Origin of the sequence: Streptosporangium sp. NPDC049376 (assembly GCF_044466505.1) — a bacterium.
In the GTDB taxonomy this organism is placed as follows: Bacteria; Actinomycetota; Actinomycetes; order Streptosporangiales; family Streptosporangiaceae; genus Streptosporangium.
The window spans coordinates 258980-281600 of the sequence record NZ_JBITMT010000002.1 but is presented as its reverse complement, the minus strand read 5'-3'; the positions used below and the strand labels follow the sequence as shown (position 1 = coordinate 281600).

The following is a 22621-nucleotide window of genomic DNA, read 5'->3' as shown; positions in this document are numbered from 1 at the left end:
CGTGTTCGAGGTCTGGGCGCCGCAGGCGTCCTCGGTGGACGTGGAGATCGACGGAGTGCGCCACCCGATGGTCCTGGGCGCGGGCGGCTGGTGGTCTGCCCGGGTGCCGGGCGCGGGCCACGGCACCGACTACCGCTTCAGCCTCGACGGCGGTCCCGGACTGCCCGACCCGAGGTCACGCAGGCAGCCGGAGGGGATCTTCGGGCCGAGCCGGGTCTACGAGCACGACAGGTTCGCGTGGAACGACGACCTGTGGCGCGGGCGCGCCCTGCCCGGTTCGGTGATCTACGAGCTGCACGTCGGGGCCTTCACCCCCGAGGGGACCTTCGACGCGGCGATCGACAGGCTCCCGCACCTGGCCGAACTCGGCGTCGACTTCGTCGAGGTCATGCCGGTCCCCCCGGTGCCCGGCACGCGCAACTGGGGCTACGACGGGGTCGACCTGTGGGCCGTGACCGAGAACTACGGCGGCCCCGACGGGTTCAAGCGCTTCGTCGACGCCTGCCACCGGCGGGGACTCGGGGTGATCCTGGACGTCGTTCACAACCACCTGGGGCCCTCGGGCAACTTCCTGGCCCCCTTCGGCCCCTACTTCAACCCCTCGGCCGCCTCCTTCTGGGGGCAGGCGGTCAACCTGGACGGCCCCGGCTCCGACGAGGTGCGCCGCTACTTCGTGGGCAACGCCCTGCAGTGGCTGCGCGACTACCACGTGGACGGCCTGCGCCTGGACGCCGTGCACGCCCTGCACGACTCCCGGGCCGTGCACCTGCTTGAGGAGATGGCCGTCGAGGTCGAGGCCCTCTCCACGGCCGTCGGCAGGCCGCTGACGCTGATCGCCGAGTCCGACCTCAACGACCCCCGGCTGATGACCCCCCGCGAGGCGGGAGGGTACGGCCTGGCCGCGGCCTGGAACGACGACGTCCACCACGCGCTGCACGTGGCGGTGACCGGGGAACGGCACGGCTACTACGCCGACTTCGCCGGAGCCGGGGCCGTGGTTGGGGCCGGAGCCGGGGCCACAACGGGGGTCACGGCCGGAAGCACAGGCGGAGACGTCGCCGGGGTCGCAGCCGGAGGTGTCGTCGGTGGCACAGGCACAGGTCCGGCCGGGGCCCTGGCCAAGGTGCTGACCTCGGGGTACTACCACGACGGCACCTACTCCTCCTTCAGGGGCCGCTGTCACGGCCGCCCGGCCGGGCACCTGCCCGCCCACCGCTTCGTCTGCTCGGCGCAGAACCACGACCAGATCGGCAACCGCGCGACGGGCGACCGGATGCCGCCGGAGGCGCTGCGGCTGGCCGCCGGGCTGCTGCTGACCTCCCCGTTCACCCCGATGCTGTTCATGGGCGAGGAGTGGGGGGCCCGCACCCCGTTCCTGTTCTTCACCGACCACGTCGAGCCTCAGCTGCGCGAGGGCGAGGGGGAGCGGAGGCGCCGGGAGTTCGTCGGCCACGGCTACGACGACTGGGCGGACAAGGCGCCCGACCCCGGCGAGGAGCTGACGTTCCTGCGCTCCAAACTCGACTGGAGCGAACTCGACGACGACGCCCACCGGGCCCACCTCGACTGGTACCGGGCCCTGATCGCGCTGCGCCGGGCCCACCCCGAACTGACCGACCCCCGGCTCGACCGGACCGCCGTCTCGCACGGCGACGACTGGCTCCTCGTACGGCGCGGCGCCCTGAGGATCGCGGCCAACCTCGGCCCCACCCCCCTCACCCTGCCGACCGGCCCCGGCCACATCCTCCTGGCCCTCGACCCGACCACCACCCTGACCGGCCCCGACCTCCTTCTCCCCGCCAGATCGCTGGCGGTACTCCAGTCGTCCGGGGCTGAGTGACCCTGCGGCCGATATCTGACATCAACGGCTCTCACCTGGAAGGTGCGTCATCACCGTCATCGCGCACGACGATCCGATCGGCCGCGACCTCAGCGACTACCTGATCCACGCGGACCTTTCCGAGCGCGTGGACGGCTGGCGCGAACAGCTGTGGACCCGCCGAGTGGCCCCGGACCGGTTCGAGATCACGTGTCTGCCGTTCTTCACCTACGGCATCTGCCATCGCGACGTCGTGACCATCGACGACCGGCACCTGGTGTCGGCCGTGGTCGAGAAGTCGGGGCACAGCACCCTGCGGGTCGCTCTGGTCCGGGAGCACCCTCACCGTGACCGGTTCCACGAGCTTCTTCATGGCGAAGTCGCGACCATTGGGCTGGCTCACGAGTGGTTGCAGGGCACCTATCTCTCGGTCGATCTCCCGCCAGGTGCCGACGCCCAGAATCCCCTGGTGAAGATCCTTACCGGCATGGAGGAGGAGGGCGCGCTCCTCTGGGAGATCGACTCCTAGGGTCGGGCACGGTAGTGGCCGGTGGCCACGGGAGGCAGAGTGGGGTCATGGCCGCGTACGAGACGATGGCGTTTCATCTGGAGACCGAGCGGCTGACGTTGCGGCCGTGGGCCGAGTCGGACGCCGATGAGCTTCGGGACCTGCATGCCGAACGTGGCAAGGGGACACCCACGGTCGAGTACGTCCGGGCGATCATCGTGAAGCAGCTCACCGCGACGGCGACGACGGGGATCGCGCTGCTGCCGATCCGGCGCCGGGCGGAGGGCGACTTCATCGGTTACTGCGGGCTGATCGTCGGCCGCTGCACCGTCGAGGAGCCCGAGATCGCGTATGAGCTGTTCCAGCGCGTGCACGGGCGTGGATACGCCACCGAGGCGGCCCGCGCGGTGCTCGACGCGGCGGTGGCGACCGGGCGGAGACGGCTCTGGTCGACCGTCGGGTCGTGGAACACGCCCTCCCTCCGTGTCCTGGAGAAGCTCGGCTTCGAGCGGGACCACCTTTCCACGGAGGACAGCGGTGAGGTGGTGTGGCTCACCCGCTCACTGCCGTGACGTCGGGTGCGCTCAGGCGTCGACTCCGTGAGCTGGAAGGGCCGTTCTCCACGCTCTTGACGGAGGATTCCGGCCGGTGGCGGTGAACTCCGTGCTTTCCCCAAGGCCGTCGCCCCGGCCACGGCTGACAGGCTCCGCACCTCGTCGAGGTGCGTTGACACCGGGACCGTCAACCGCCGGGCGTTGACCGGCCGCATCCCCTCGGGGCGAAACTCCAGCGGGCGGCGTCGCTACCGCGAGAGCGACATCAGCGCTCTTCTCAACGCTGGCTGAACCAAAGATGACCGTCCATAAAAGTGCTCATTTGGTGAGCACTTTGGCTGACAGGATCGATCTCACAAGCCACCGAGCGGAAGGCAGCAGGACATGCTTCGCGGACTCACCACCATCAGCTTCTACGCGCACGACGTCGCCGCCGCCCGTGACTGGTACGCCGAGTTTCTCGGGATGGAGGCCTACTTCCAGCGGCCCGAGCAGGGCGAGCCGGTCTATGTGGAGTTCCGGGTGGGTGACTACCAGCACGAGCTGGGAATCATCGACGCGCGTTTCGCCCCGCAGGGCTGGAGCGCCGAGAACGGCGGGGCGATCGTCTACTGGGCGGTGGACGACCTGGAGGCGGCCTGGGAGCGGCTGCTGGAGATGGGGGCCGTCCCGTTCGACAAGCCGACCGAGCGCGGCCCCGGGTTCGTCACCGCCTCGGTGCGCGACCCGTTCGGCAACATCCTCGGCATCATGATCAACAACCACTACATGAACGTCCTCGCGAGCCGGAAGGGCTGACCACGATGACCGAGAACGCCCTGATCCTGGACGACGCCGCCGCCTGGAAGGCCTGGCTGGCCGAGCACCACGACAGCGCCCGCGACGTCTGGCTGATGATCGCCAAGAAGAACGGCAACGCCACCACCGTCACCCTGGACGAGGCCCTCGACGAGGCGTTGTGCCACGGATGGATCGACAGCCACCGCAGGGCGTTCGACGGCGACTACTACCTGCAGCGTTACTCACCGCGCGCCCGCCGCAGCCCCTGGTCGGAGATCAACGTCGCCAAGGCCGAGGCGCTGACGGCCGAGGGCCGGATGCGCCCGGCGGGCCACGCCGCGATCGAGGCCGCCAAGGCCACCGGCCGCTGGCCAGAAACCCGCTGACGGTCACGCCGCCATGGGGGTGAGCAGGGCCGAAAGGCGGCGCAGTCCGCGGGCCGTACGGGCCTTGACGGTGCCGAGCGGAACGCTCAGCCGCTCGGCGATCTCCCGCTGGGTGAGGTCGCCGTAGTAGGCCAGCTCGATGGCCTGGCGCTGCGGGGCGGGCAGTTCGGCCAGCGCCCGCCGTATCTCGTCGCGTTCGGCCAGGGCCTCCCCGTGGGCCCTGCCGTCCTGACCCGCGGGGTCGGCGACCGCGTCGAGCGGGACCGTCCGCAACGTGCGCACCCGCAGGTGGTCGACCGCCCGGTTGTGCGCGATGCCGAGCAGCCAGGCGGGAAGGCTGCGGGCCGGGTCGAAGCGGTGCCGTGACCGCCAGACCTCGGTGAACACGACCTGCTGGAGGTCCTCGACGTCCTGGAAGGCGACGAAGCGCCGCAGGTAGGAGCGCACGAGCGAGCCGTGCGTGTGGAGGCACTCGGCCAGGGCCGCGTCGTCACCCTCGGCGAACCGGACGTTCAGGGTGTCTGTCATGGTGCCCCCCTTGCCGAAAAAAGCTACTCAAAACTTATTCATACTCTCCGGCGTGCATGAAGGCAAGCGACTCGCGCAGGTCAGCGCAGTGCGGCGTGGACGCCGGTGAGCGCCTCGGCGAAGGAGGAGACCCGCAGAACCGAGGCGGGCAACCCCTCCCGCCAGCCCTCGCCGCCCACGATGAGGCGGCTCGGCGGGCGCAGCGGAGGCAGCGAGGCGAGCGGCGCGGGATCCCCTGTCTCGGGGATCTGGGACCAGACGAAGACCACCGCAGGGCCGAGACGACGCATCGCGTCCCCCAGCGCCGGGTACGGCGTCCGCGCGCCGAGCACCCGCGTCTGGACGCCCTCCAGGGACAGCGCGGCGGCCAGCGCGTGGACCGGCATGCTGTGCAGCTCGTTCTCCGCGCAGGCCAGCAGTACGGGACGGTCGTTGACCGGCAGGGCGGGGGGACGACCGATCCGGGTCAGCGCGCCGAGCAGCCGTTCGGAGAACAGGTGCTCGATCTCGATGCCCGCGCCGGTCTCCGCCTGACGCCTGCAGATGGCCTCGAAGACCGGCAGCACCAGGGTGTGCCAGGTCCACTCGACGCCGTGCCTGGCCAGCGCCGCGTCGATCCAGTCGGAGACACCCCCGCTGTCCAACGCGGTCGCGGCCCGCGCCAGCATCGCCACCGTCGGGATCGCGGCCTCCCCTTCCGAACCCGAGCCCGAACCTGAGCCAGGGACCGAGCCCGAGCCCGAACCTGAGCCAGGGACCGAGCCCGAGCCCGAACCCGAGGCAGGGACAGGGACCGGCGCGGGCTCCGGCGTCTGGAGGGGCAGGGTGCCGGGCCGCAGGACCCGCCTGGCGGCGTCGGCCGCCGGAACCCCCTGCCTGATCAGCCGGTTCATCTCCTCAAGGCGGCGCAGATCGGCGGAGTCGTAGCGGCGGTGCCCACCGGGGCTGCGGCGGCTCGGGCCGACGCCGTAGCGCAGGTTCCAGGTGCGCAGGGTCGGGGCGGGCACACCGAGTCTGCGGGCGACGGCCCCGATGCCGTATCCCGGCTCCTGCTCGTCCGTCACCGTCTCACCCCATCCACGGGCCCCTCCCGTACGGTCTACAGCCTGCCAGTCTCGTCCCCCTGACGATCCCTTCGGACACCCGGCCCCGGCCGGATGCAACCACGCGGAGCGCGGGAACGAAGGTCCCCGTGTGATCGAGACCGTCGTCGTCCTCTTCACCCGTGACCTGCGGGTCCATGACCACCCGGCGCTGACCGAGGCGTGCGCGGGGACGCGCCGGGTGGTGCCGCTGTTCGTGCTCGACCCCGCCGTCCGGCCGTACGGCAGGGCGGCCTTCCTCGCCGAGAGCCTGGCCGACCTGCGCCGGTCCCTGCGCGAACGAGGGGGCGACCTGGTGGTCCGCCGGGGCGACACCGTCACCGAGACGATGCGTCTGGCCCGTCAGGTCGGTGCCCGGGCCGTGCATGTCAGCGAGGACGTCAGCGCCCTGGCCTCGCGTAGGCAGCGGAGGCTCGCCGAGGAGTGCGAGCGCGCGCGGACGGCCTTCCTGACCTTCCCCGGTGTCACGATCGTGCCTCCCGGCGCCCTGCGGCCCTCCGGCGGCGGTGACCACTATCGGGTGTTCACGCCCTACTGGCGGGTCTGGGCGGAGCACGGCCGCAGGCGGCTGCTGGACGCCCCGCGCGAGGTCGTCCTGCCCGAGGGACTCGACGCCGGCACCCTGCCCGAGCCCGGCCCCGGAGGGCCTTTTCCCGGCGGTGAGCGGGCCGCCAGGGAGCGGATGAACACCTGGCTCAGGTACGACGCGGAGAACTACGCCGACAGGCGCGACGACCTCGCGGGCGACCGTACCTCACGGCTCAGCCCCTACCTGCGTTTCGGCTGCCTGTCGCCCCTTGAGCTCGAATCACGGCGGCCCGGTGACGACCTCGTCAGACAGCTCTGCTGGCGCGACTTCTTCCACCAGGTCACGCGGGCCTTCCCGGGCATCACGCGGGACGACTACCGGCCGCGCGGACACCGTTGGCGCCACGACGAGGAGGCCGCGCGGGCCTGGCGGGAGGGCAGGACCGGTGTGCCGATCGTGGACGCGGGCATGCGGCAGCTGCTCGCCGAGGGCTGGATGCACGGCCGCGCCCGGATGGTCACCGCGTCCTTCCTGGTCAGGAGGCTGGGCGTGGACTGGAGGGTGGGCGCGGAGCACTTCTTCTCGCTGCTGCTCGACGGGGACGTGCCCGACAACTACGGCAACTGGCAGTGGGTCGCGGGGACGGGCAACGACACCAGGCCCAACCGGGTCGTCAACCCGCTGAGGCAGGCGAGACGGTTCGACCCGGCGGGGGAGTACGTCCGTCGTCACGTGCCCGAGCTGCGGGCCGTACCGGACGGGGCGGTTCACCGGCCCTGGCGCCTGCCCGGCGGGGTCGAGGGCTACCCGCCACCCCTGGTGACCATGGAGTGAGGTCGCGGGCCGTGTTTCGGCCCTGACCGCAAGTGTTGATATGTCGGGAGCGGAACAATTCGCCTGTGCCGTACGTCGCACTGATGTGATGATCTTCGACGGCATCGACGACGACCTGCGCGCGGCCCGTGAGCGGGTACGGCGTCTTGAGCGGCTGACGGCCCAGCGTCAGGGACTGGCCCTGCAACTCGACGAGGTCGGGCGGCTGCTCGCGGAACTTGAGGAACGGCTCGCCGAGGAGGAGAAGGACGTCTCCCGGCTGGAGGCGGGCGGCTTCACGGCGTTCCTGGCGGGGCTCGCCGGTTCGAAGGGGGAGCGGCTCGCCAAGGAGCGGGCCGAGGCGCAGGCCGTACGGCAGCGCCTTGACGGGCAGCGCGGCCGCCTGGGGTGGCTGGAGACGGACATGGCGGCCGTGGAGAGCGGCCTCGCCGAGGTGGGCACGGCGCGCGAGGAGTACGCGGCGCTGCTCGAACGCAAGGAGCGCATGCTGGTCGAGTCGGGCGACCCGAAGGGCAGGGAGCTCACCGACATCTCCCGGCGGCTCGCCGACACCGACGCCGGGCTGCGCGAGCACGAGGAGGCGCGCCAGGCGGGGGTCGGCGCGGTCCAGGCCGTTGGCCAGGTCCTGCACAGTCTCGGCAGCGCCCGGGGCGCCTCCCGCTGGGACATGCTGAGTGGCGGCGGGGGCTTCGCCGACATGGTGGAGAACGGCCACCTGCGCAACGCCGACGAGGCGGCCTGGCACGCGCAGCGGGCACTGGACGTCTTCTCCAGGGAACTGGCCGACGTCGGGGTGCACGTCAACCCCCAGATGCCCGAGGTGGACACCCGCTGGTTCGCCGACATGTTCTTCGACAACATCATCGTGGACGCGATCAAGCACCAGAAGATCTCCCGCACCGGCGAGGCGGTCGCCGAGATCGCCCAATGGGTGCAGGAGACGGTCGCGACCCTGACCACCAACCACGCCGAGCTGGCGCGTCAGCGCGACCTGCTCATCGCCCGCAGGGAGGAACTCCTCGCGGGCTGAGAGAGGGCGGACCGGACGGCCGGAACGGAAGGTGTGGCGGACATGCTGACGTGATCGGCCAACGGTGACAAGCTCTGGGCTTAAGACATCGCATCGTCTCGGTGGAGGGCCGCATGTCGAACCCCAGTGTGGTTCCGTTCCTTCGTTACCAGGACGCCCCGGGCGCCATCGAATGGCTGGGCAAGGTCTTCGGCTTCCGGCCGTCGGTCACGGTGCCCGGCTCTCACGGGGGAGTGGGGTACGCCCGGCTCACTCTGGGGGACGCGGTGATCGTGCTCGCCTCGGTACGGCCCGGCGAGCCCTACCTGCGCAGCGCCCTCGACCTGCCCGCGGTCAGCCAGGGCGTGTTCGTCGTTGTCGAGGATCTTGAGGCCCACTACGAGCAGGCCGTGGCGCGGGGCGCCGAGATCGTGGTCGAGCCCGAGACCACCCCCGAGGGCACCAGGATCTACATGGCCTTCGATCTGGAGGGCCAGCTCTGGGCCTTCGGGGACGGCTTCGAGGCCGACGACTGATCTCAGTGGTCGTGGCCGTGGTGGTCGTGGTCGTCTTCCTCGTCCGAGGGGCCGTCTGAGGGTTCGACCCCCAGCACGGCCTCGCGGGGCTCGACCTGCTCCACGTGCTCGATCAGGCCCAGAACGTGGTCCGGCTCGATGAGCCACTGCAGGGCCGTGGCCCCCGTCTCGTCGGCGGAGACCATCTCCGCCTGTTCCCTGCGCTCGTCGTCGTCCAGGTCGGCGTCGGGGTGGTTGATCTCCTTCAGCGCGGCTTCCTGGAGCCCGGCGAGGTCCTGCACCTCAACGGTCAGCTCGATCGTCAGACGCAGATAGCGTTCGGTGCCCGATTCATCACTCATGGTGGAATCCTAGTGCCCCGACAGGGGACGATCAGACTACGGCAGCTTCCATTCGACCGGTGCCGCGCCCTGCTGCTGCAGCAGGTCGTTGGCACGGCTGAAGGGGCGGGAGCCGAAGAAGCCGCTGCGGGCCGACAGCGGGCTCGGGTGGGCCGACTCGATGGCCGGGGTCGAGCCGAGCATCGGGCGCAGCGAGCGGGCGTCGCGGCCCCACAGGATCGAGACCAGGGGCTGGTCGCGGGCGACGAGGGCCTTGATGGCCTGCTCGGTGACCTCCTCCCAGCCCTTGCCGCGGTGCGAGGCGGGCTTGCCGGGCATGACGGTGAGAACCCTGTTGAGCAACAGGACGCCCTGGTCGGTCCAGGGGGTCAGGTCGCCGTTGCTCGGCATCGGCAGGCCGAGGTCCTCGGTCAGCTCCTTGTAGATGTTGCGGAGGCTGCCGGGGATCGGGCGCACGTCGGCGGCGACCGAGAAGCTCAGGCCGATCGGGTGTCCCGGGGTCGGGTAGGGGTCCTGCCCGACGATAAGCACCTTCACCTGGTCGAAGGGCTGCTGGAAGGCGCGGAGCACGTTGGCTCCCGCGGGGAGGTACTGCCTGCCTTCCGCGACCTCCTGACGGAGGAAGTCACCCAGCTCGGCGATCTTGTCAGCGACGGGTTCCAGGGCCTGCGCCCACCCGGCTTCCACGACTTCGTTCAAAGGACGTGCGGCCATGCCGAAAACCCTATCGAGTTTTGCGACCAGGTACGGCTCGCGTGACGAATCACGCGAGCCGTACCTGACCTGCCCCTGTCGTTATTTCACGGAGCCCGCCATCATGCCCTGCACGAAATACCGCTGGAATGCGAAGAACAGGATTAACGGTATTATCAGCGACAAAAAGGCGCCGGGGGCAAGGATGTCGATATTGGTGCCGAACTGCCGCATCTGAGACTGCAGGGCCTTGGTCATCGGCTGGTTGCCGGTGTCGGCGAAGACCAGGGCGACGAGCAGGTCGTTCCACACCCAGAGGAACTGGAAGATCCCCAGCGAGGCCACCGCGGGCTTGGCCAGCGGGAACACCACGGTCGAGAAGATCTTCCACTCGCCCGCGCCGTCCATCCGCGCCGCCTCTAGCAGCGAGCGCGGGATGCCCGCGAAGAAGTTGCGCAGCAGGAAGATCGCGAACGGCAGGCCGAAGGCCGTGTGGAAGAGCACGACCCCGGCGATGGAGCCGAAGATCCCGAGCGTGCCGTACAGCTTCGCGATCGGGATCAGCGCGATCTGGACCGGTACGACCAGCAGGCCGACCACCACCAGGAACAGGGTGTCCCTGCCCCGGAACTCCATCCAGGCGAAGGCGTAGGCCGCCATGGCGGCGATGCCGATCACCAGGACGGTCGTCGGGACGGTGATGAGGACGGTGTTCCAGAACGAGGAGGTGAAGCCGGTCGCCAGCAGGTCCGAGTAGTTCCTGAGGGTCAGCTCGGCCGGCCTGGTCAGGGCCGTCCACCAGCCGGTGGAGTTGTTGGCGGTCTCGTTCCTGATCGAGACCACGAACAGGCCGAGTGTGGGAACCAGCCAGAACAGGCCGATCACCACCATCAGGGCCTGGAGCAGGCCGCCGCCGATCCGGTCGACGGCCCTGCCGAGGGGGCCGCGACTCGGCGCGCCCAGCGCGGGGGTCGTCACTGGTTGTCCCTTCTGAACCGGCGGATATTGATGATCATGAACGGCAGGACCAGGATCAGCAGGAAGATGGCCAGTGCGCTGCCCAGCCCCTGGTTGCCTCCGCCGCCGAAGGAGACCCGCCACATCTCAAGCGCGATCACGTTCGCCTGCGGCTGCACGGAGCCCGGGGCGATCACGAAGACCAGGTCGAAGACCTTGAGCGTATTGATGATCATGGTGACGAACACGACCAGCAGCACGGGGGAGAGCAACGGGACGGTGATCTTGCGGAACACCTGCCACTCGGTCGCCCCGTCGATGCGGGCCGCCTCAAGCGCGTCACGCGGGATGGACGCGAGCCCGGCCGCGATCAGCACCATGGCGAACCCGGCCCACACCCAGATGAACGCCCCGATGATGGCCGGGGTGATCAGGGTCGGCCCGAGCCAGGAGACGCCGTTGAAGGGCTCCTGGAAGTTCGACGGCGGCAGCCGCAGGAGATAGTCGCCCTGGGGCAGACCGGCGAAGCGGAAGGTTCCGTCGGCCTCGGTGGTCGCCGTCGCCGCGACCGCGTCGCCGCGCACCGCCTCGACCGTCACCCCGGCCAGCGCCTTCTCCGTGCCGTCGACCTGGTTGAGCGTGCCGCCGCCGCCCTGGGTGAAGTCGACCCACACGGTGCCGGTCAGCTCGCCGGGCACCGGCTGCGCCGCCTTGGCCGCGGAGGCGGAGGCGAGCGTCGCGGGCTTGACGCCCACCAGCGGCACCTGTACGGCCTGGCCCGGCTTGACGGTCTGCCTGGTCACGACCGCGCCGTCGCGTGGGACGACCGGCGCCGCGTCGTTCTCCCTCGGCCTGGCGTCGGGATAGCCGTGGGAGGGGCCGAAGATCCCCTGGACCGAGGTGATCACGGCGTTGGCCACGCCCCGGTCGGGGTCCTGCTCGTAGACGAGCCTGAAGATGACGCCGGAGGCCATCAGGGAGACGGCCATCGGCATGAAGACGACCAGCTTGAACGCGGTGGCCCAGCGGATCCGCTCGGTCAGCACCGCGAAGATCAGGCCGATCGCGGTGACCATGGCGGGGGCGAACACGACCCAGATCAGGTTGTTCCTGATCGTGGTCAGCGTCGAGGAGTCACTGAAGATCGCGGCGTAGTTCCCGGCGCCGACGAAGGTGTCCCCGGTGGCGTCGAAGAGGCTGCGGAAGATCGAGTAGACGATCGGGTAGATCACCAGCGCGCCGAGGACGACCGCGGCGGGCAGCAGGAAAACCAGCGCCAGCGTCGGGGAGGGGCCGAGCCTTCCCCGGCGGCCCGAGGGATTCGAGGGATTCGGGGGAGGAGCGGGAGCCGCAGACCCCCGGGCCGCGGCTCCCGCCGTCGTGGCCCCCATCGTGGCCCCCGCTGTCGCCCCGGCCGTCTCCGGCGCGGTGGCGGACGGCGGGGGATCGTCCGCTTGGCCCTGCGGGGTCGCGGGGCCGGGCCCGGGCCCGGGGGAGGCGCCCTCGCCCTCCCTCGGGCCCTGCGGGCCGTCCAACCGGTTGGTCACGGCCGGTCCCCCTACTTCCAGGCCTTCTTGGCCTCGTCCTCAAGCTTGGTCTGGGTCCCCTTGACGTCGGAGGGGTCGCGGACGAAGTCCTGCAGGAGCTTCCACTCGCCCTTGCCCTCGGTGCCGCCGAACGCGCTCGGCGCGAGGTCGGACATGTCGTAGCGGACCGCCTCACCGGCGGAGATGATCGTCTGGGCGAGCTTCTTGGTCAGCTCGGCCGGGTAGTTGTCCGGCGAGACGTTGCGGTTGGGCGACAGGTAGCCGGGCAGCTTGGCCCAGATCTCGCCGCCCTCCTTCGAGGCGAGGAACTCAAGCAGGGCCATGCCCCCCTTGGAGTCCTTCAGCGCCACGGCGATGTCGCCACCGAGCACGACCGGCTCGGTGTCACCGGCCTTGGGGAAGGGGAAGTACTTGGCCTCCTCGCCCAGCTTGGCGCCCGACTGCTCGGCGGAGGTGGCCACGAAGTCGGCCTCGATGACCATCGCCGCCTTGTCCTGGCCGTACACCTGGGTCGCGCAGGTCGGGAAGTCGGTCTGCAGGGCGCCGGAGGGGCCGCCGAGCAGGAACTCCTTCTTGCCGACGATCTGCGCGATCTTCTCAAGCGCGGTGGTCACGGTCGCGTCGGTCCACGGGATCTCGTGCTTGGAGAGCTTGGTGTAGTTGTCCGGCCCGGCGGTCGAGAGGTAGACGTTCTCGAACAGGTCGGTCAGCGTCCAGCCGGAGGCGCCGCAGAGGGCGAACGGGGCGGTGCCGGAGTCGGCGACGGTCTGGGCCGTCTTGATGAGGTCGTCCCAGGTGGCGGGGGGCTGGGCGCCCGCGTCCTGGAACGCCTGGTCGCGGTACCAGACGAGCGACTTGTGCGCGGCCTTGACCAGCACGCCGTAGACCTGGCCGTCGGCGGAGCCGAGCTCCTTCCAGTACGGGGTGTAGTTGTCGTCGATCTGCTTCTGGACCTCGGCGGTGAGCGGCTTGAGGGCCTTCTCCTTGGCGTACTGCTGGACGAGGCCGGGCTGGGGCAGGATCGCGATGTCCGGCGGGCTGCCGCCCTGGATGCGCGGGCCGAGGTAGGCGCCGGTGTCCTCACCGGTCGAGGCGTAGGTGACCTTGGCGCCGGTCTTGGCCTCGAACGCCTTGAGCACCTGCTGGAAGTTCTCCTGCTCCTGGCCCGTCCACTTGGCGGCGACCTCGATGGTCACGCCGTCCAGGGTCTTGGCTCCCGAGGCGGCCGAGGAGGCCGGGGCGCTGTCGCCCGGGGCGGGCGTCGAGGACGCGTTGTCCTGGCTGCCGCACGCGGCGAGCGCGAGCGCCAGGCCCGTCAACGTCACCGTGGCGATGGTCTTACGCATTCTGGCGAACCTCCTGTGCTGACGGAACGGAGATGGGGGACAGGCGATCGGTGCGGGGGGACCGCCTGTCCCCGGTCCTGGGGTGGTGAGGTGAGGCGTGAGGTACGGCGGACGCCGCGCGGTGGGGATGCCCACGGGCGTCCGCCGAGAACGGAGAGAGACGGAAAGAGACAGAAACAAGGGGAAGGGAAGGGATGACGACTCGCGGAACGGAGGGGTGACCCCCGTCATCGAGCCCGGATGATCTCGTCGAGCTGACCCTTCATCGAGGTGACGACGTCGCCGCTGTCCTCGTCGAAGGGCGGGGTGAGCGCGTTGGAGACCGCACTGGCGATCACCAGGCTCAGCTGGTTGTAGTTGGCGCTCGTCGGCCTGGGCCGCGCGGACAGCAGGCTGTCCTTGAGCACCGGCAGGTAGGGGAAGCGCTTGATCAGAGCGGGGTCGTCGTAGAGCTCGGCCCAGACGGGGGGGAAGGACCCGTCGGCGAGCACCCGGCGTTCGTTCTCAAGCCCGGTGAAGTAGCGGATGAACTCCAGGGCGGACTTCTGCCGCTTGGAGTAGGCGCTGATGGCGAGGTTGATCCCGCCCAGCGAGCTGGAGCCGGGCCCGTTGAGGCCGGGCAGCCGGGTCACCCCGAACCTGCGGCCGATCGGCGAGGTCGTCGCCGGGCCGTAGGCGTGGGGCCAGTTGCGGGAGAAGGCCAGGCGGCCCTCCTGGAAGGCCAGCCGTGACTCCTCCTCCTTGTAGGAGAGGGACTCGCGGGGGATCCAGCCCTCACGAAGACCGTTGACCAGGAAGTCGAGCCCGGTCGTGGCCTTGGCGGTGTCCATCGTGACCTGGGTGCCGTCGCGGTTGAGGATCTGCCCGCCCGCCGACTGCACGGCCTCGGCGAAGTTGACGGTCAGCCCCTCGTAGGCGAGGAACTGCCCGGCGTAGCCGCCGATGCCGTACCTGTCGTGCAGCGCACGGGCCTGCCTGCGCAGCTCCGCCCAGGTCGTGGGCGGCGTGAAGCCCTCCTTGGCCAGCAGGTCCTTGCGGTAGTAGAGCAGCCCGGCGTTGCTGGTGTACGGCACGGCCCAGAGCTTGCCCCGGTGGACGGCGGTGTCCGTGACGGACGGCAGGAACCTGTCCAGCGGGAACATGCCGCGTTCGAGCGGCACGATCCAGCCGGCGTCGGCGAACTCCGCCGTCCAGACCACGTCCAGGCCGAGCACGTCGTAGCGGTCGCTCTTGGCCTGCAGGTTGGCGACCATCTGCGCGCGTTGCTCGTCGGCGGCCTCGGGAAGCTCAAGGAGCGTCGCCTGCTCCGCCGGGTGCGTCTGGTTCCACCGGTCGATCAGCGGTCGCAGATAACCGGTGGTGTCACGGCCCGTCACGAAGGTGAACGGACCGCTGCCGCCGGAGCGGTCGGCGTCCCGCGCGACCGCTCCCGAACACCCCGTCACCAGAACGACGACGAGAGTGACGAGAAGGAGGTGGCGCACGATTGCCTCCCTGTTTCCTGGCGGCTACATACATGTTAGGTAGATGCATGCATGTTATGCACAGCGTTAATGTGGACGTCAACGGATAGTCCCGTAACGCTCAGGTAACGAGCATGTCGAGGAGGTGGGGGGTGAGACAGTCGCTGCTGGCGCTCCTCGCGAAGGAACCTGCCCACGGATACGAGCTGAAACAGGCGCTTGAGCAGATCTTCGGCCGGGCCTACCCGTCACCGAACATCGGGCAGATCTACGTCACGCTGGGCCGTCTTGAGAAGGACGGCCTGATCCGCGCCGTGGACGTCGAGCAGTCGAACCGGCCGAACAAGAAGGTGTACTATCTGACCGCCGCGGGCCGGGACGCCCTGGACGCGTGGGTGGAGGAGCCGACCGAGGGCCCCAGGGTCCGCGACGAGTTCTTCATGAAGCTCGTCCTGGCCCCCATGACCGGCATCGCCGACCGGATGGCGCTGATCAACCGCCAGCGCCGCCACTATCTCGGGCTCATGCGCGACCTCAACGAACTCGCCGACCGGACAGACCGGGAGGACTACGTCGCACTCCTGCTGATCGAGGGGGCCATGCTGCATCTGCAGGCCGACCTCGACTGGCTCGAACGATGTCAGGAGGACCTTTCGTGAGTCACCCCCCGGTCGTCCGTACGGTCAATCTGGTCAAGATCTACCAGAACGGCGCCGTGCCGGTGCCCGCGGTGCGCGGGGTCGACCTGGTGGTCGAGCCGGGACAGTTCGTCGCGATCACCGGCCCCTCCGGCTCGGGCAAGTCGACCCTGGTGCACATGCTCGGCGGCCTCGACCCCCGCACCAGCGGGGAGATCTGGCTGGACGGCAAGCGGGCGGACACCATGAGCGAGAGCGCGTGGGCGCTGCTCAGACGCCGGAAGATCGGCTTCGTCTTCCAGTTCTTCAACCTGGTCGCCAACATGACCGTGGCCGACAACGTCGAGCTGCCCGCGCTGCTGGCCGGGGCCTCGGCCCGCGACGCCAGGGAGCGCAGGGAGCACCTGCTCGGCGAGCTCGGGCTGACCGGCCGCGCCGACGCCTCACCCGCCCAGCTCGCCGGCGGTGAGCAGCAGCGGGTCGCGCTGGCCCGCGCGCTGGCCAACAAGCCGAGCCTGCTGCTGGCCGACGAGCCGACCGGCAACCTCGACAGCCGCAACACCCGTGACGTCCTGCGCCTGCTCGGCCAGGTCCACCGCGACGGGCAGACCATCGTCCTGGTCACCCACGACGCCCGGGTCGCCAGCCTGGCCGACCGGGTGATCACCCTGCTCGACGGCGAGATCGTCGACGACGGAGCCCTGGGAACCGCCCGCCGCCGTCCGAGGGGCACGGCGGGCGACGTCGTCGAGCTGCGGGGATAGCCCGCGTTGTTCCAGAACACACCCCCGAGCGGAGCGGCCACGTGAGCACCCTGCGGGCCTCGGCCAGATGGGTCAGGGCCGACCTGAGGGCACGACGGGGGCAGGCGCTGCTGACCGTGCTCGCCGTCGCCGGGATCGTCACCGCCCTGATCACCGCGGCGACCCTCCTTGAGGACGGGACCAACCCCTGGCGGGGCCTGTTCACCGAGTCCAAGGGCGCCCACGTGTGGATCCACACCAGGGACGCCCCCCAGGTGGCGGCGCTGGCACGCCTCCAGGGGGTGGTCAGGGTCGCCGGGCCGTACCGGGCGGCGCCGGTGATGCTCACCATGAACGGCAGGCGGACGCCGGTCACGCTGCGCGGGATGGAGGCCAGGCCGCCGGACGTGGCCGTGCCGCTGGTCCGCGCCGGACGGTGGCTGCGCCAGGGGGACGACGACGGGGTGGTCGTCGAACGGTCCTTCGCCGAGGCGCTCGGCCTGCGGGTCGGCTCCTCGTTCACCGTGACGGCCCTCAACGGCGCGCTGCACCCGCTGAACGTGGTCGGCCTGGCGGACACGGCCGACCAGGGCTTCTACCCGGAGACGACGCCCGGCCTCGCCTGGACCCTCGGCACGACCCTCGTCAAGATCGAGCCCGCGCCCGGCCGCAGCGAGATGGTCACCGGGCTCAGGCTCGCCGACGGCGAGGACACCCTGCCGGTCGTGCACGGCGCGGTCACCTTGCTGGGCGGGCAGATCCAGCGCATGTCCACCTGGCGCGAGGTGCGCGCCTCGATGGAGCTGGACAACCGGCTGCTCGGCCTGCTGCTGGCGCTGTTCGGCGGCGTCGGCATGGTCGCCGCCGCCCTGGCCATCGCCAACGCCGCCGGCGGCCGGGTGCTCGGCCAGATCCGCGACCTGGCCACCCTCAAGTCCCTCGGCTACACCAGGGGCCAGATCTTCGGCCTGCTCATGGCCGAGCACGGCGCCCTCGGCATGATCGGCATCGCCGCCGGGCTCGTCTGCGGGCAGCTCGCCTCCTCCTTCGCGCTGCGGGGCGTGCCGATCCTGCCGCTCTCCCCGATGCCGCTGCTGGCCATCACCGCGGGCACCGCCGTGGTCGTCCTCGTCGCGGTGGCCCTGCCCGCCTGGCGCGGCGGCCGTACCGCGCCCATCCCCGCCGCCCCGGCCGCGCCGCTGCGGGGCCACCTGTCGCGCATGGCCAGACTCGCCCTCCTCGTACGGCTGCCGCCCGCCCTGGTGCTCGGCACCCGGGACGCCTTCAGCAGGCGGGCGCCCGCGTTCCTGAGCATCTTCGGCCTCGCGGTCCCGATGATGATGATCGTGGTCGGGCTCGGCTGCTGGGCCACCCTGGACGACTTCCTGAGCCACCCGGAGCGGGTCGGCCAGGCCGCGGCCCTCACCGTCCGTTCGGACCGGCTGCCGGCCGAGGATGTGGCCAGGCTGGCCAGGGCCGACCCGGACGTCGCGGCCGTCTATCCGGGCAGCGAGGTCGCCGCCCTCGAACCCGAGCAGACCAGGAGCGTGCTCGTGCGTGCCGTCGGCACCTCGGCGCAGCCGTACCCCTTCTCCGTGGTCGAGGGGCGGATGTTCACCGCCAGGGGAGAGGCCGTGGCCGGGCAGGGGCTGCTCGACCTGATGGGGGTGCGCATCGGCGACCGCGTCAGGATGACCGTCGGCGGCACCCCGCTGATCGTGCACATCGTCGGCCGGGTGATCGAGCCCGAGCAGGACGGCGAGGTGCTCTCCCTGGGGCTGGACAGCCTGGCGGCGAAGGACGCCGTGCCACCGCAGTTCCACAGCCTGGTGCTGAGGGAAGGGGCCGACCCGGCGACGGTCAGGGCACGGCTGCTCGCGGCCTCGGGCGAGGCGCTGGAGGCGCGGCGGGTGGTCAACCCCGCCGAGCGGCTCTCGGTCATCCGCGGGGTGATCGTGGCGCTGATCGCCGTGCTCGCGCTGCTCGGCCTGGCCAACCTGCTGACCGCCAGCGCCCTGGGCCTGCGCGACCACGCGTTCGACCTGGCGGTCCTCAAGGCGATGGGCCTGACCCCGAGGCAGGTCGCCGCGACCCTGGTCACCGGAACCGGCCTGCTCGTCGTGCTGGGCGTCGTCACGGGAACCGCCGCCGGGGTCTCGGTCGTCGGCGGCCTGATCGACCTTCAGGGGCACAGCAGCGGCGTCGGGGCGGGCATCGGCCGTACGCCCTCCGCGCTCACCCTGGTCCTGGCGGTGCTGGCCGCGATCGGGGCGGCGCTGCTCGTCGCGCTGATCCCCGCGAGAAGAGCGGCCCGCGCCCGGGTGCCCGTCACGGCCCGCTGACACGCCGACGCCCGCCGCCCGGGATCACCGGACGGCGGGCGTCGGTACGCGGGGTCACCCCTGCAGGGAGAACCAGTAGAACCCGTGGCCCGGCAGGGTCAGCAGGTAGGGGAGCTCCCCGACGACGGGGAACGGCACGCCGCCCCTGGCCTCGACCGGCGTCATGCCCTCGAAACGACGCAGATCAAGCTCGACCGGCTGGGGGTACTTCGACAGGTTGTTGACGCACAGCATGACGTCGTCACCGTCCTCGCGAACGTAGGACAGCACCGCGGGGTTGCTGGACCACAGCTCGTTGTAGACGCCGGTGCCGAAGACCGGGTGGTTACGGCGGATCTCCAGCATCCGCTTGGTGAAGTGCAGCAGGGAGGCGGGGTTGTTCTGCTGCGCCTCGACGTTGACCGCCTGGTAGCCGTAGATCGGGTCCATGACGGCGGGCAGGTAGAGCCGTCCCGGGTCGGCGGTCGAGAAGCCCGCGTTGCGGTCGGGGCTCCACTGCATCGGGGTGCGGACCGCGTCACGGTCCTCAAGCCAGATGTTGTCGCCCATGCCGATCTCGTCGCCGTAGTACATGACGGGGGAGCCGGGCAGCGACAGCAGCAGCGCGGTGAACAGCTCGATCTGGTCCCTGTGGTTCTCCAGGAGCGGGGCCAGGCGGCGCCGGATGCCGAGGTAGGCCCGCATCCGCGGGTCCTTGGCGTACTCGGCGTGCATGTAGTCGCGCTCCTCCTCGGTGACCGTCTCCAGGGTGAGCTCGTCGTGGTTGCGCAGGAAGATGCCCCACTGCGCGGTGTCGGGGAGCTTCGGGGTCCTGGACATGATCTCGGAGATCGGCTCGCGGCTGCCGCGCCGTACGGCCATGAAGATGCGCGGCATGAGCGGGAAGTGGAAGGCCATGTGGCACTCGTCACCGCCGACCGAGGGGTCGCCGAAGTACTCGACGACGTCCTCCGGCCAGCCGTTGGCCTCGGCCAGCAGCACCCGGTCGGGGAAGAGCCGGTCGACCTCGGCGCGGACCTTCTTCAGGTAGGCGTGGGTTTCCGGCAGCCCGGAACAGGTGGTGCCCTCACGCTCGAACAGGTACGGCACCGCGTCCAGCCGGAAGCCGTCGATGCCCAGGTCGAGCCAGAAGCGCAGCACCTCCAGCATGGCCTCCTGAACCGCGGGGTTGTCGTAGTTCAAGTCGGGCTGGTGGTGGAAGAACCGGTGCCAGTAGTACTGCTTGCGGACCGGGTCGTAGGTCCAGTTGGACTCCTCGGCGCCGATGAAGATGATCGGCGCGTCGGGGTAGCCGGTCGGCTCGTCGGCCCAGACGTAGAAGTCCCCGTAGGGCCCCTCCGGGTCATGGCGTGAGGCCTGGAACCAGGGGTGCTTGTCGCTGGTGTGGTTCATCACCAGGTCGGTGATGATGCGCAGCCCGCGCCGGTGCGCCTCCTCGATGAGCTGGATGAAGTCTCCGAGGTCCCCGAAGTCCGGAAGGATCTTCATGTAGTCGGAGATGTCATAGCCCCCGTCGCGCAGCGGCGACTCGTAGAGAGGCAGCAGCCACAAACAGTCCACGCCGAGCCACTGGAGGTAGTCCAGTTTCTCGATCAAGCCACGCAGGTCCCCGGTGCCGTCGCCGTTGGAGTCCTTGAACCCACGGACGAGCACCTCGTAGAAGACCGCTCGCTTGTACCACTGCGGATCGGCCGAGACGAAATCCTCGGGCACGGAATCCGGGCAGGGGGATGCATTCATCGTGTTCTCGCTCACAGTGAGAAAGGGCAGGACGAAGTCACCGGAGTGTCCGGCTCATGATGTTTGATGACTGCGCTGGGAGGAGCCGTCATCCCCACGTGCTCCATGCCCCCGGCGGACCGAATTCGTGGTTCGGTGCCATCCGTTGTGGCGCTTTCTGGGCCGAAGACTACCAGCCGTGTGAGTGCTGCGAAGCCCTCCCAAAGAGGTACCTCTCCCCGAGGGGACACGGAATCCCGTCAACTTAGCGTCGTCGGCGCGTAATCGTCCGCTCACCCAGTGTCCTTCGGTGTGGAGAACGCGATGATCAGGGCCCTGACCTCGGTGGACGACTCGCGCTCGGTACGGCCCCGCCGGAGGTGCCGCATGCCCTTGCACGCCGGGTTTCCGAGGGTGAAAACCGGCTTCCGTCCCCTCCCGCACCCCGATCCGGTGGTGGATTCGGACGCTCACCGAGAGTCATGTAAAGGTCGGACGATCCCCTCGCCTGGATATGCCATCAAAAGGCATGAATTTTTACCTTAAAAACACAAGAAGCCGTAAAATCTACATAAAGGGGATCAAGACCAGGGCGGGGTGAGTTCGGTCAGCCGGTTCTCGTAGTCGCCCAGCCACGCTCCGAACAACACCAGGCTCCGCACCCAGAACCGGTCGTTCCACCCGTTGAACCGGGCCAGGGCGTCCGGCCCCTCGGCGACCACGGCGTGCAACCGCTCCGACAGCAGCGTGGGCACCAGCTCCGCGACCCGGCCCAGCATGCGGTGGCCGTACTCCCTGGCGGGGGCGGCGGCCGAACGCAGCGGCACCCGGCGCAGCGGCTGCTTGACCACGTTGGTCGAGGGCAGGGCGGCGACCCGGGGGTTGGCCGCGTGCAGCAGCTCCCGGTAGAAGGCGCCCCGGGCCTTGCGGGCCACGCCGACCGAGAGCGCGGCGTCGAAGAAGGCCGGGTGCATGAACGGCGCCACGAAGGAGACCTCGGGACCGACCAGGTTGACCGGGGAACGGGCGATGCCCCGCGCCGTCCTGGTGTGCAGGACGGACAGCGGCAGCTCCGCCCGGTGGCCGTTCAGCATCGAGGTCGCCTGGGTGAACGCGGCCCCGACCGAGGAGGCGATCCAGTCCGCGGCCTCCTCGGCCAGGAACGGCACCGACGGGGTGCCCAGCGCCAGCGAACCGAGCAGCGCGGCCTTGCGCTCGGCCTGCGAGGAGGCCTCCAGGGCGGCCCCGCTGACCATGAAGTTCTTCAGCAGCGGGCCTCCGGCGAGCCCGTCGACCAGGGTGCGCCCCGCCCGGTGCACCTCCCTGGCGAAGGGGGAGTACCAGGCGTGGTGCGGGGTGAGGAACTCAAGGCGCCGCGCGACCGCCAGCGCGTCACCGGGGTAGGCGGCGGGATCCTGCTCGATCACCCGGTGCGGCACGCCCAGCTCACGGGTGATCGCCTGGGCGAAGGGGATGTCGGTGTCGGTGCCGTCGTCCGGGCTGGTCGTCCACGACTCGACGTCGGCGCCCCTGGTCACCGCCACCGAGCACAGCAGCCGCGAGTCGTAGCCGCCGCTGACCGGCACCAGCAGGGGCCGCCCGTCGAACTCCTTGTAGACGTCGTGCAGGATCTCCAGGATCTCCCCGGCCGTGTGCCCGGCGTCCAGCGGCTCCTCCCGCAGCCACCTGGGCAGCTCCCTGCGGGTCGAGATCCGCCCCGTGGCCCGCTCGAAGACCAGCGCGCCGGCCCCGGCCAGCCGCCTGACCTCGGCGTAGGGGGTGTCGTCCCGCAGCGGGAAGGTCAGTTTGATGATCGAGGCCCAGGCGTCCCAGTTCACCTCGTACGGCGTGCGCGCCAGCGACAGCAGCGGTTCGAGCAGCGAGGAGAAGTAGACCGCGTCCCCGCGCATGACGTAGTAGACGTCGACCAGCCCGAGCCCGCCCGCGTGCAGGACGATCCGCTCGCCGTCGTCCATCAGCCCGGGCGTCTCGAACTCCTCGGCCACGGAGATCCACGACCCCGCCCCGACCGGTCTGCGCTCGCCCCAGGCGAAGGCCCACGTCCGCTCGTCCCGCCGGTACGGCGGCAGCGGCGCCGAGCTGAACAGCGCGGCCTCCGGCGTCCGCAGAGCGGGCCTGACCCGCGGTCCCGCGCTCCGCAGCGTCTCAAGGGCGGCCTCGTCGAGGTGACCGATGCCGCCGCAGACGTACGGCCTCACATTGAACGTCGGCCACTGCACCGTGCT

General features: G+C 70.4%; 21 protein-coding genes. 11 read left to right on the top strand and 10 right to left on the bottom strand.

Annotated features, from left to right (window positions below; translation table 11 throughout):
* Window position 1: 1 nt before the first annotated feature.
* The 5 genes from treZ (at window position 2) to ACIBVQ_RS06725 (ending at window position 4047) form a co-directional block, all read left to right on the top strand.
* Entirely contained in the window at window positions 2-1840 is a 1839-nt protein-coding gene (gene treZ / locus ACIBVQ_RS06745) for a malto-oligosyltrehalose trehalohydrolase (protein ID WP_399176080.1), read from the top strand.
* A gap of 127 nt (window positions 1841-1967) precedes the next feature.
* The gene (locus ACIBVQ_RS06740) at window positions 1968-2348 is read left to right on the top strand and encodes a DUF4265 domain-containing protein (RefSeq protein ID WP_399176078.1); all 381 of its coding nucleotides are present in this window, start codon (window positions 1968-1970) and stop codon (window positions 2346-2348) included.
* Between the two features lie 47 nt (window positions 2349-2395).
* On the top strand, window positions 2396-2899 hold the full coding sequence (locus ACIBVQ_RS06735; protein ID WP_399176076.1) for a GNAT family N-acetyltransferase: 504 nt from the start codon (window positions 2396-2398) through the stop codon (window positions 2897-2899).
* Between the two features lie 366 nt (window positions 2900-3265).
* Window positions 3266-3679 (top strand): VOC family protein, encoded by a 414-nt coding sequence (locus ACIBVQ_RS06730; protein WP_362909921.1) that lies wholly within the window; start codon window positions 3266-3268, stop codon window positions 3677-3679.
* A 5-nt stretch (window positions 3680-3684) separates the two neighbouring features.
* Window positions 3685-4047, top strand: coding sequence for a hypothetical protein (locus tag ACIBVQ_RS06725; protein ID WP_362777169.1), 363 nt, complete (start codon window positions 3685-3687; stop codon window positions 4045-4047).
* Window positions 4048-4050: 3 nt separating this feature from the next.
* Here the strand turns inward: ACIBVQ_RS06725 and ACIBVQ_RS06720 are convergent, their stop codons facing one another.
* Window positions 4051-4575, bottom strand: a complete 525-nt coding sequence (locus ACIBVQ_RS06720) for an RNA polymerase sigma factor (protein ID WP_399176074.1) — start codon at window positions 4573-4575, stop codon at window positions 4051-4053.
* Between the two features lie 80 nt (window positions 4576-4655).
* Window positions 4656-5639: a MerR family transcriptional regulator gene (locus ACIBVQ_RS06715; RefSeq protein ID WP_399176072.1), complete on the bottom strand. Its 984-nt coding sequence runs from the start codon at window positions 5637-5639 to the stop codon at window positions 4656-4658.
* A 130-nt stretch (window positions 5640-5769) separates the two neighbouring features.
* Between ACIBVQ_RS06715 and ACIBVQ_RS06710 the strand changes: the two genes are divergently transcribed.
* The 3 genes from ACIBVQ_RS06710 (at window position 5770) to ACIBVQ_RS06700 (ending at window position 8586) form a co-directional block, all read left to right on the top strand.
* The gene (locus ACIBVQ_RS06710; RefSeq protein ID WP_399176070.1) at window positions 5770-7041 is read left to right on the top strand and encodes a cryptochrome/photolyase family protein; all 1272 of its coding nucleotides are present in this window, start codon (window positions 5770-5772) and stop codon (window positions 7039-7041) included.
* An 88-nt stretch (window positions 7042-7129) separates the two neighbouring features.
* On the top strand, window positions 7130-8071 hold the full coding sequence (locus tag ACIBVQ_RS06705; protein ID WP_399176068.1) for a hypothetical protein: 942 nt from the start codon (window positions 7130-7132) through the stop codon (window positions 8069-8071).
* A gap of 113 nt (window positions 8072-8184) precedes the next feature.
* Complete coding sequence (locus tag ACIBVQ_RS06700) at window positions 8185-8586, top strand: VOC family protein (RefSeq protein ID WP_352009701.1); 402 nt, start codon at window positions 8185-8187, stop codon at window positions 8584-8586.
* A 2-nt stretch (window positions 8587-8588) separates the two neighbouring features.
* Here ACIBVQ_RS06700 and ACIBVQ_RS06695 read toward each other — a convergent pair whose 3' ends face one another.
* The 6 genes from ACIBVQ_RS06695 to ACIBVQ_RS06670 all read right to left on the bottom strand — a co-directional run bounded on the left by ACIBVQ_RS06695 (window position 8589) and on the right by ACIBVQ_RS06670 (window position 14954).
* Window positions 8589-8927: a hypothetical protein gene (locus ACIBVQ_RS06695; RefSeq protein ID WP_352009700.1), complete on the bottom strand. Its 339-nt coding sequence runs from the start codon at window positions 8925-8927 to the stop codon at window positions 8589-8591.
* A gap of 36 nt (window positions 8928-8963) precedes the next feature.
* On the bottom strand, window positions 8964-9641 hold the full coding sequence (locus ACIBVQ_RS06690; RefSeq protein WP_352009699.1) for a uracil-DNA glycosylase: 678 nt from the start codon (window positions 9639-9641) through the stop codon (window positions 8964-8966).
* 81 nt (window positions 9642-9722) lie between these two features.
* The gene (locus ACIBVQ_RS06685; protein WP_352009698.1) at window positions 9723-10598 is read right to left on the bottom strand and encodes a carbohydrate ABC transporter permease; all 876 of its coding nucleotides are present in this window, start codon (window positions 10596-10598) and stop codon (window positions 9723-9725) included.
* Entirely contained in the window at window positions 10595-11968 is a 1374-nt protein-coding gene (locus ACIBVQ_RS06680) for a carbohydrate ABC transporter permease (protein WP_399176671.1), read from the bottom strand. The genes ACIBVQ_RS06685 and ACIBVQ_RS06680 overlap by 4 nt, the downstream gene beginning before the upstream one ends.
* 167 nt (window positions 11969-12135) lie before the next feature.
* Window positions 12136-13470: an ABC transporter substrate-binding protein gene (locus tag ACIBVQ_RS06675; RefSeq protein ID WP_399176064.1), complete on the bottom strand. Its 1335-nt coding sequence runs from the start codon at window positions 13468-13470 to the stop codon at window positions 12136-12138.
* Between the two features lie 227 nt (window positions 13471-13697).
* The gene (locus tag ACIBVQ_RS06670) at window positions 13698-14954 is read right to left on the bottom strand and encodes an ABC transporter substrate-binding protein (RefSeq protein WP_352009695.1); all 1257 of its coding nucleotides are present in this window, start codon (window positions 14952-14954) and stop codon (window positions 13698-13700) included.
* Between the two features lie 131 nt (window positions 14955-15085).
* Here ACIBVQ_RS06670 and ACIBVQ_RS06665 point away from each other — a divergent pair, with 131 nt between their 5' ends.
* The 3 genes from ACIBVQ_RS06665 to ACIBVQ_RS06655 are packed head-to-tail and all read left to right on the top strand — an operon-like array spanning window position 15086 to window position 18656.
* Window positions 15086-15592: a PadR family transcriptional regulator gene (locus tag ACIBVQ_RS06665; protein ID WP_352009694.1), complete on the top strand. Its 507-nt coding sequence runs from the start codon at window positions 15086-15088 to the stop codon at window positions 15590-15592.
* Window positions 15571-16335 (top strand): ABC transporter ATP-binding protein, encoded by a 765-nt coding sequence (locus tag ACIBVQ_RS06660; RefSeq protein WP_386193077.1) that lies wholly within the window; start codon window positions 15571-15573, stop codon window positions 16333-16335. Before ACIBVQ_RS06665 ends, ACIBVQ_RS06660 begins: the two co-directional genes overlap by 22 nt.
* Before the next feature lie 41 nt (window positions 16336-16376).
* Window positions 16377-18656: an FtsX-like permease family protein gene (locus ACIBVQ_RS06655; RefSeq protein ID WP_362777154.1), complete on the top strand. Its 2280-nt coding sequence runs from the start codon at window positions 16377-16379 to the stop codon at window positions 18654-18656.
* Between the two features lie 54 nt (window positions 18657-18710).
* Here ACIBVQ_RS06655 and treS read toward each other — a convergent pair whose 3' ends face one another.
* Complete coding sequence (treS, locus tag ACIBVQ_RS06650; protein ID WP_352009691.1) at window positions 18711-20396, bottom strand: maltose alpha-D-glucosyltransferase; 1686 nt, start codon at window positions 20394-20396, stop codon at window positions 18711-18713.
* Window positions 20397-20956: 560 nt separating this feature from the next.
* On the bottom strand, window positions 20957-22615 hold the full coding sequence (locus tag ACIBVQ_RS06645) for an asparagine synthetase B family protein (RefSeq protein ID WP_399176061.1): 1659 nt from the start codon (window positions 22613-22615) through the stop codon (window positions 20957-20959).
* Window positions 22616-22621: the final 6 nt, after the last annotated feature.

Excerpts from the sequence above, each read along its gene's own strand:
- ACIBVQ_RS06690 (WP_352009699.1), bottom strand. The coding sequence starts at position 9,641 with ATGGCCGCACGTCCTTTGAACGAAGTCGTGGAAGCCGGGTGGGCGCAG.
- ACIBVQ_RS06705 (WP_399176068.1), top strand. The coding sequence starts at position 7,130 with ATGATCTTCGACGGCATCGACGACGACCTGCGCGCGGCCCGTGAGCGG.
- ACIBVQ_RS06695 (WP_352009700.1), bottom strand. The coding sequence starts at position 8,927 with ATGAGTGATGAATCGGGCACCGAACGCTATCTGCGTCTGACGATCGAG.
- ACIBVQ_RS06675 (WP_399176064.1), bottom strand. The coding sequence starts at position 13,470 with ATGCGTAAGACCATCGCCACGGTGACGTTGACGGGCCTGGCGCTCGCG.
- ACIBVQ_RS06680 (WP_399176671.1), bottom strand. The coding sequence starts at position 11,968 with ATGGGGGCCACGACGGCGGGAGCCGCGGCCCGGGGGTCTGCGGCTCCC.
- ACIBVQ_RS06700 (WP_352009701.1), top strand. The coding sequence starts at position 8,185 with ATGTCGAACCCCAGTGTGGTTCCGTTCCTTCGTTACCAGGACGCCCCG.
- ACIBVQ_RS06725 (WP_362777169.1), top strand. The coding sequence starts at position 3,685 with ATGACCGAGAACGCCCTGATCCTGGACGACGCCGCCGCCTGGAAGGCC.
- ACIBVQ_RS06735 (WP_399176076.1), top strand. The coding sequence starts at position 2,396 with ATGGCCGCGTACGAGACGATGGCGTTTCATCTGGAGACCGAGCGGCTG.
- treS (WP_352009691.1), bottom strand. The coding sequence starts at position 20,396 with ATGAATGCATCCCCCTGCCCGGATTCCGTGCCCGAGGATTTCGTCTCG.
- ACIBVQ_RS06730 (WP_362909921.1), top strand. The coding sequence starts at position 3,266 with ATGCTTCGCGGACTCACCACCATCAGCTTCTACGCGCACGACGTCGCC.
- ACIBVQ_RS06660 (WP_386193077.1), top strand. The coding sequence starts at position 15,571 with ATGTCAGGAGGACCTTTCGTGAGTCACCCCCCGGTCGTCCGTACGGTC.
- ACIBVQ_RS06720 (WP_399176074.1), bottom strand. The coding sequence starts at position 4,575 with ATGACAGACACCCTGAACGTCCGGTTCGCCGAGGGTGACGACGCGGCC.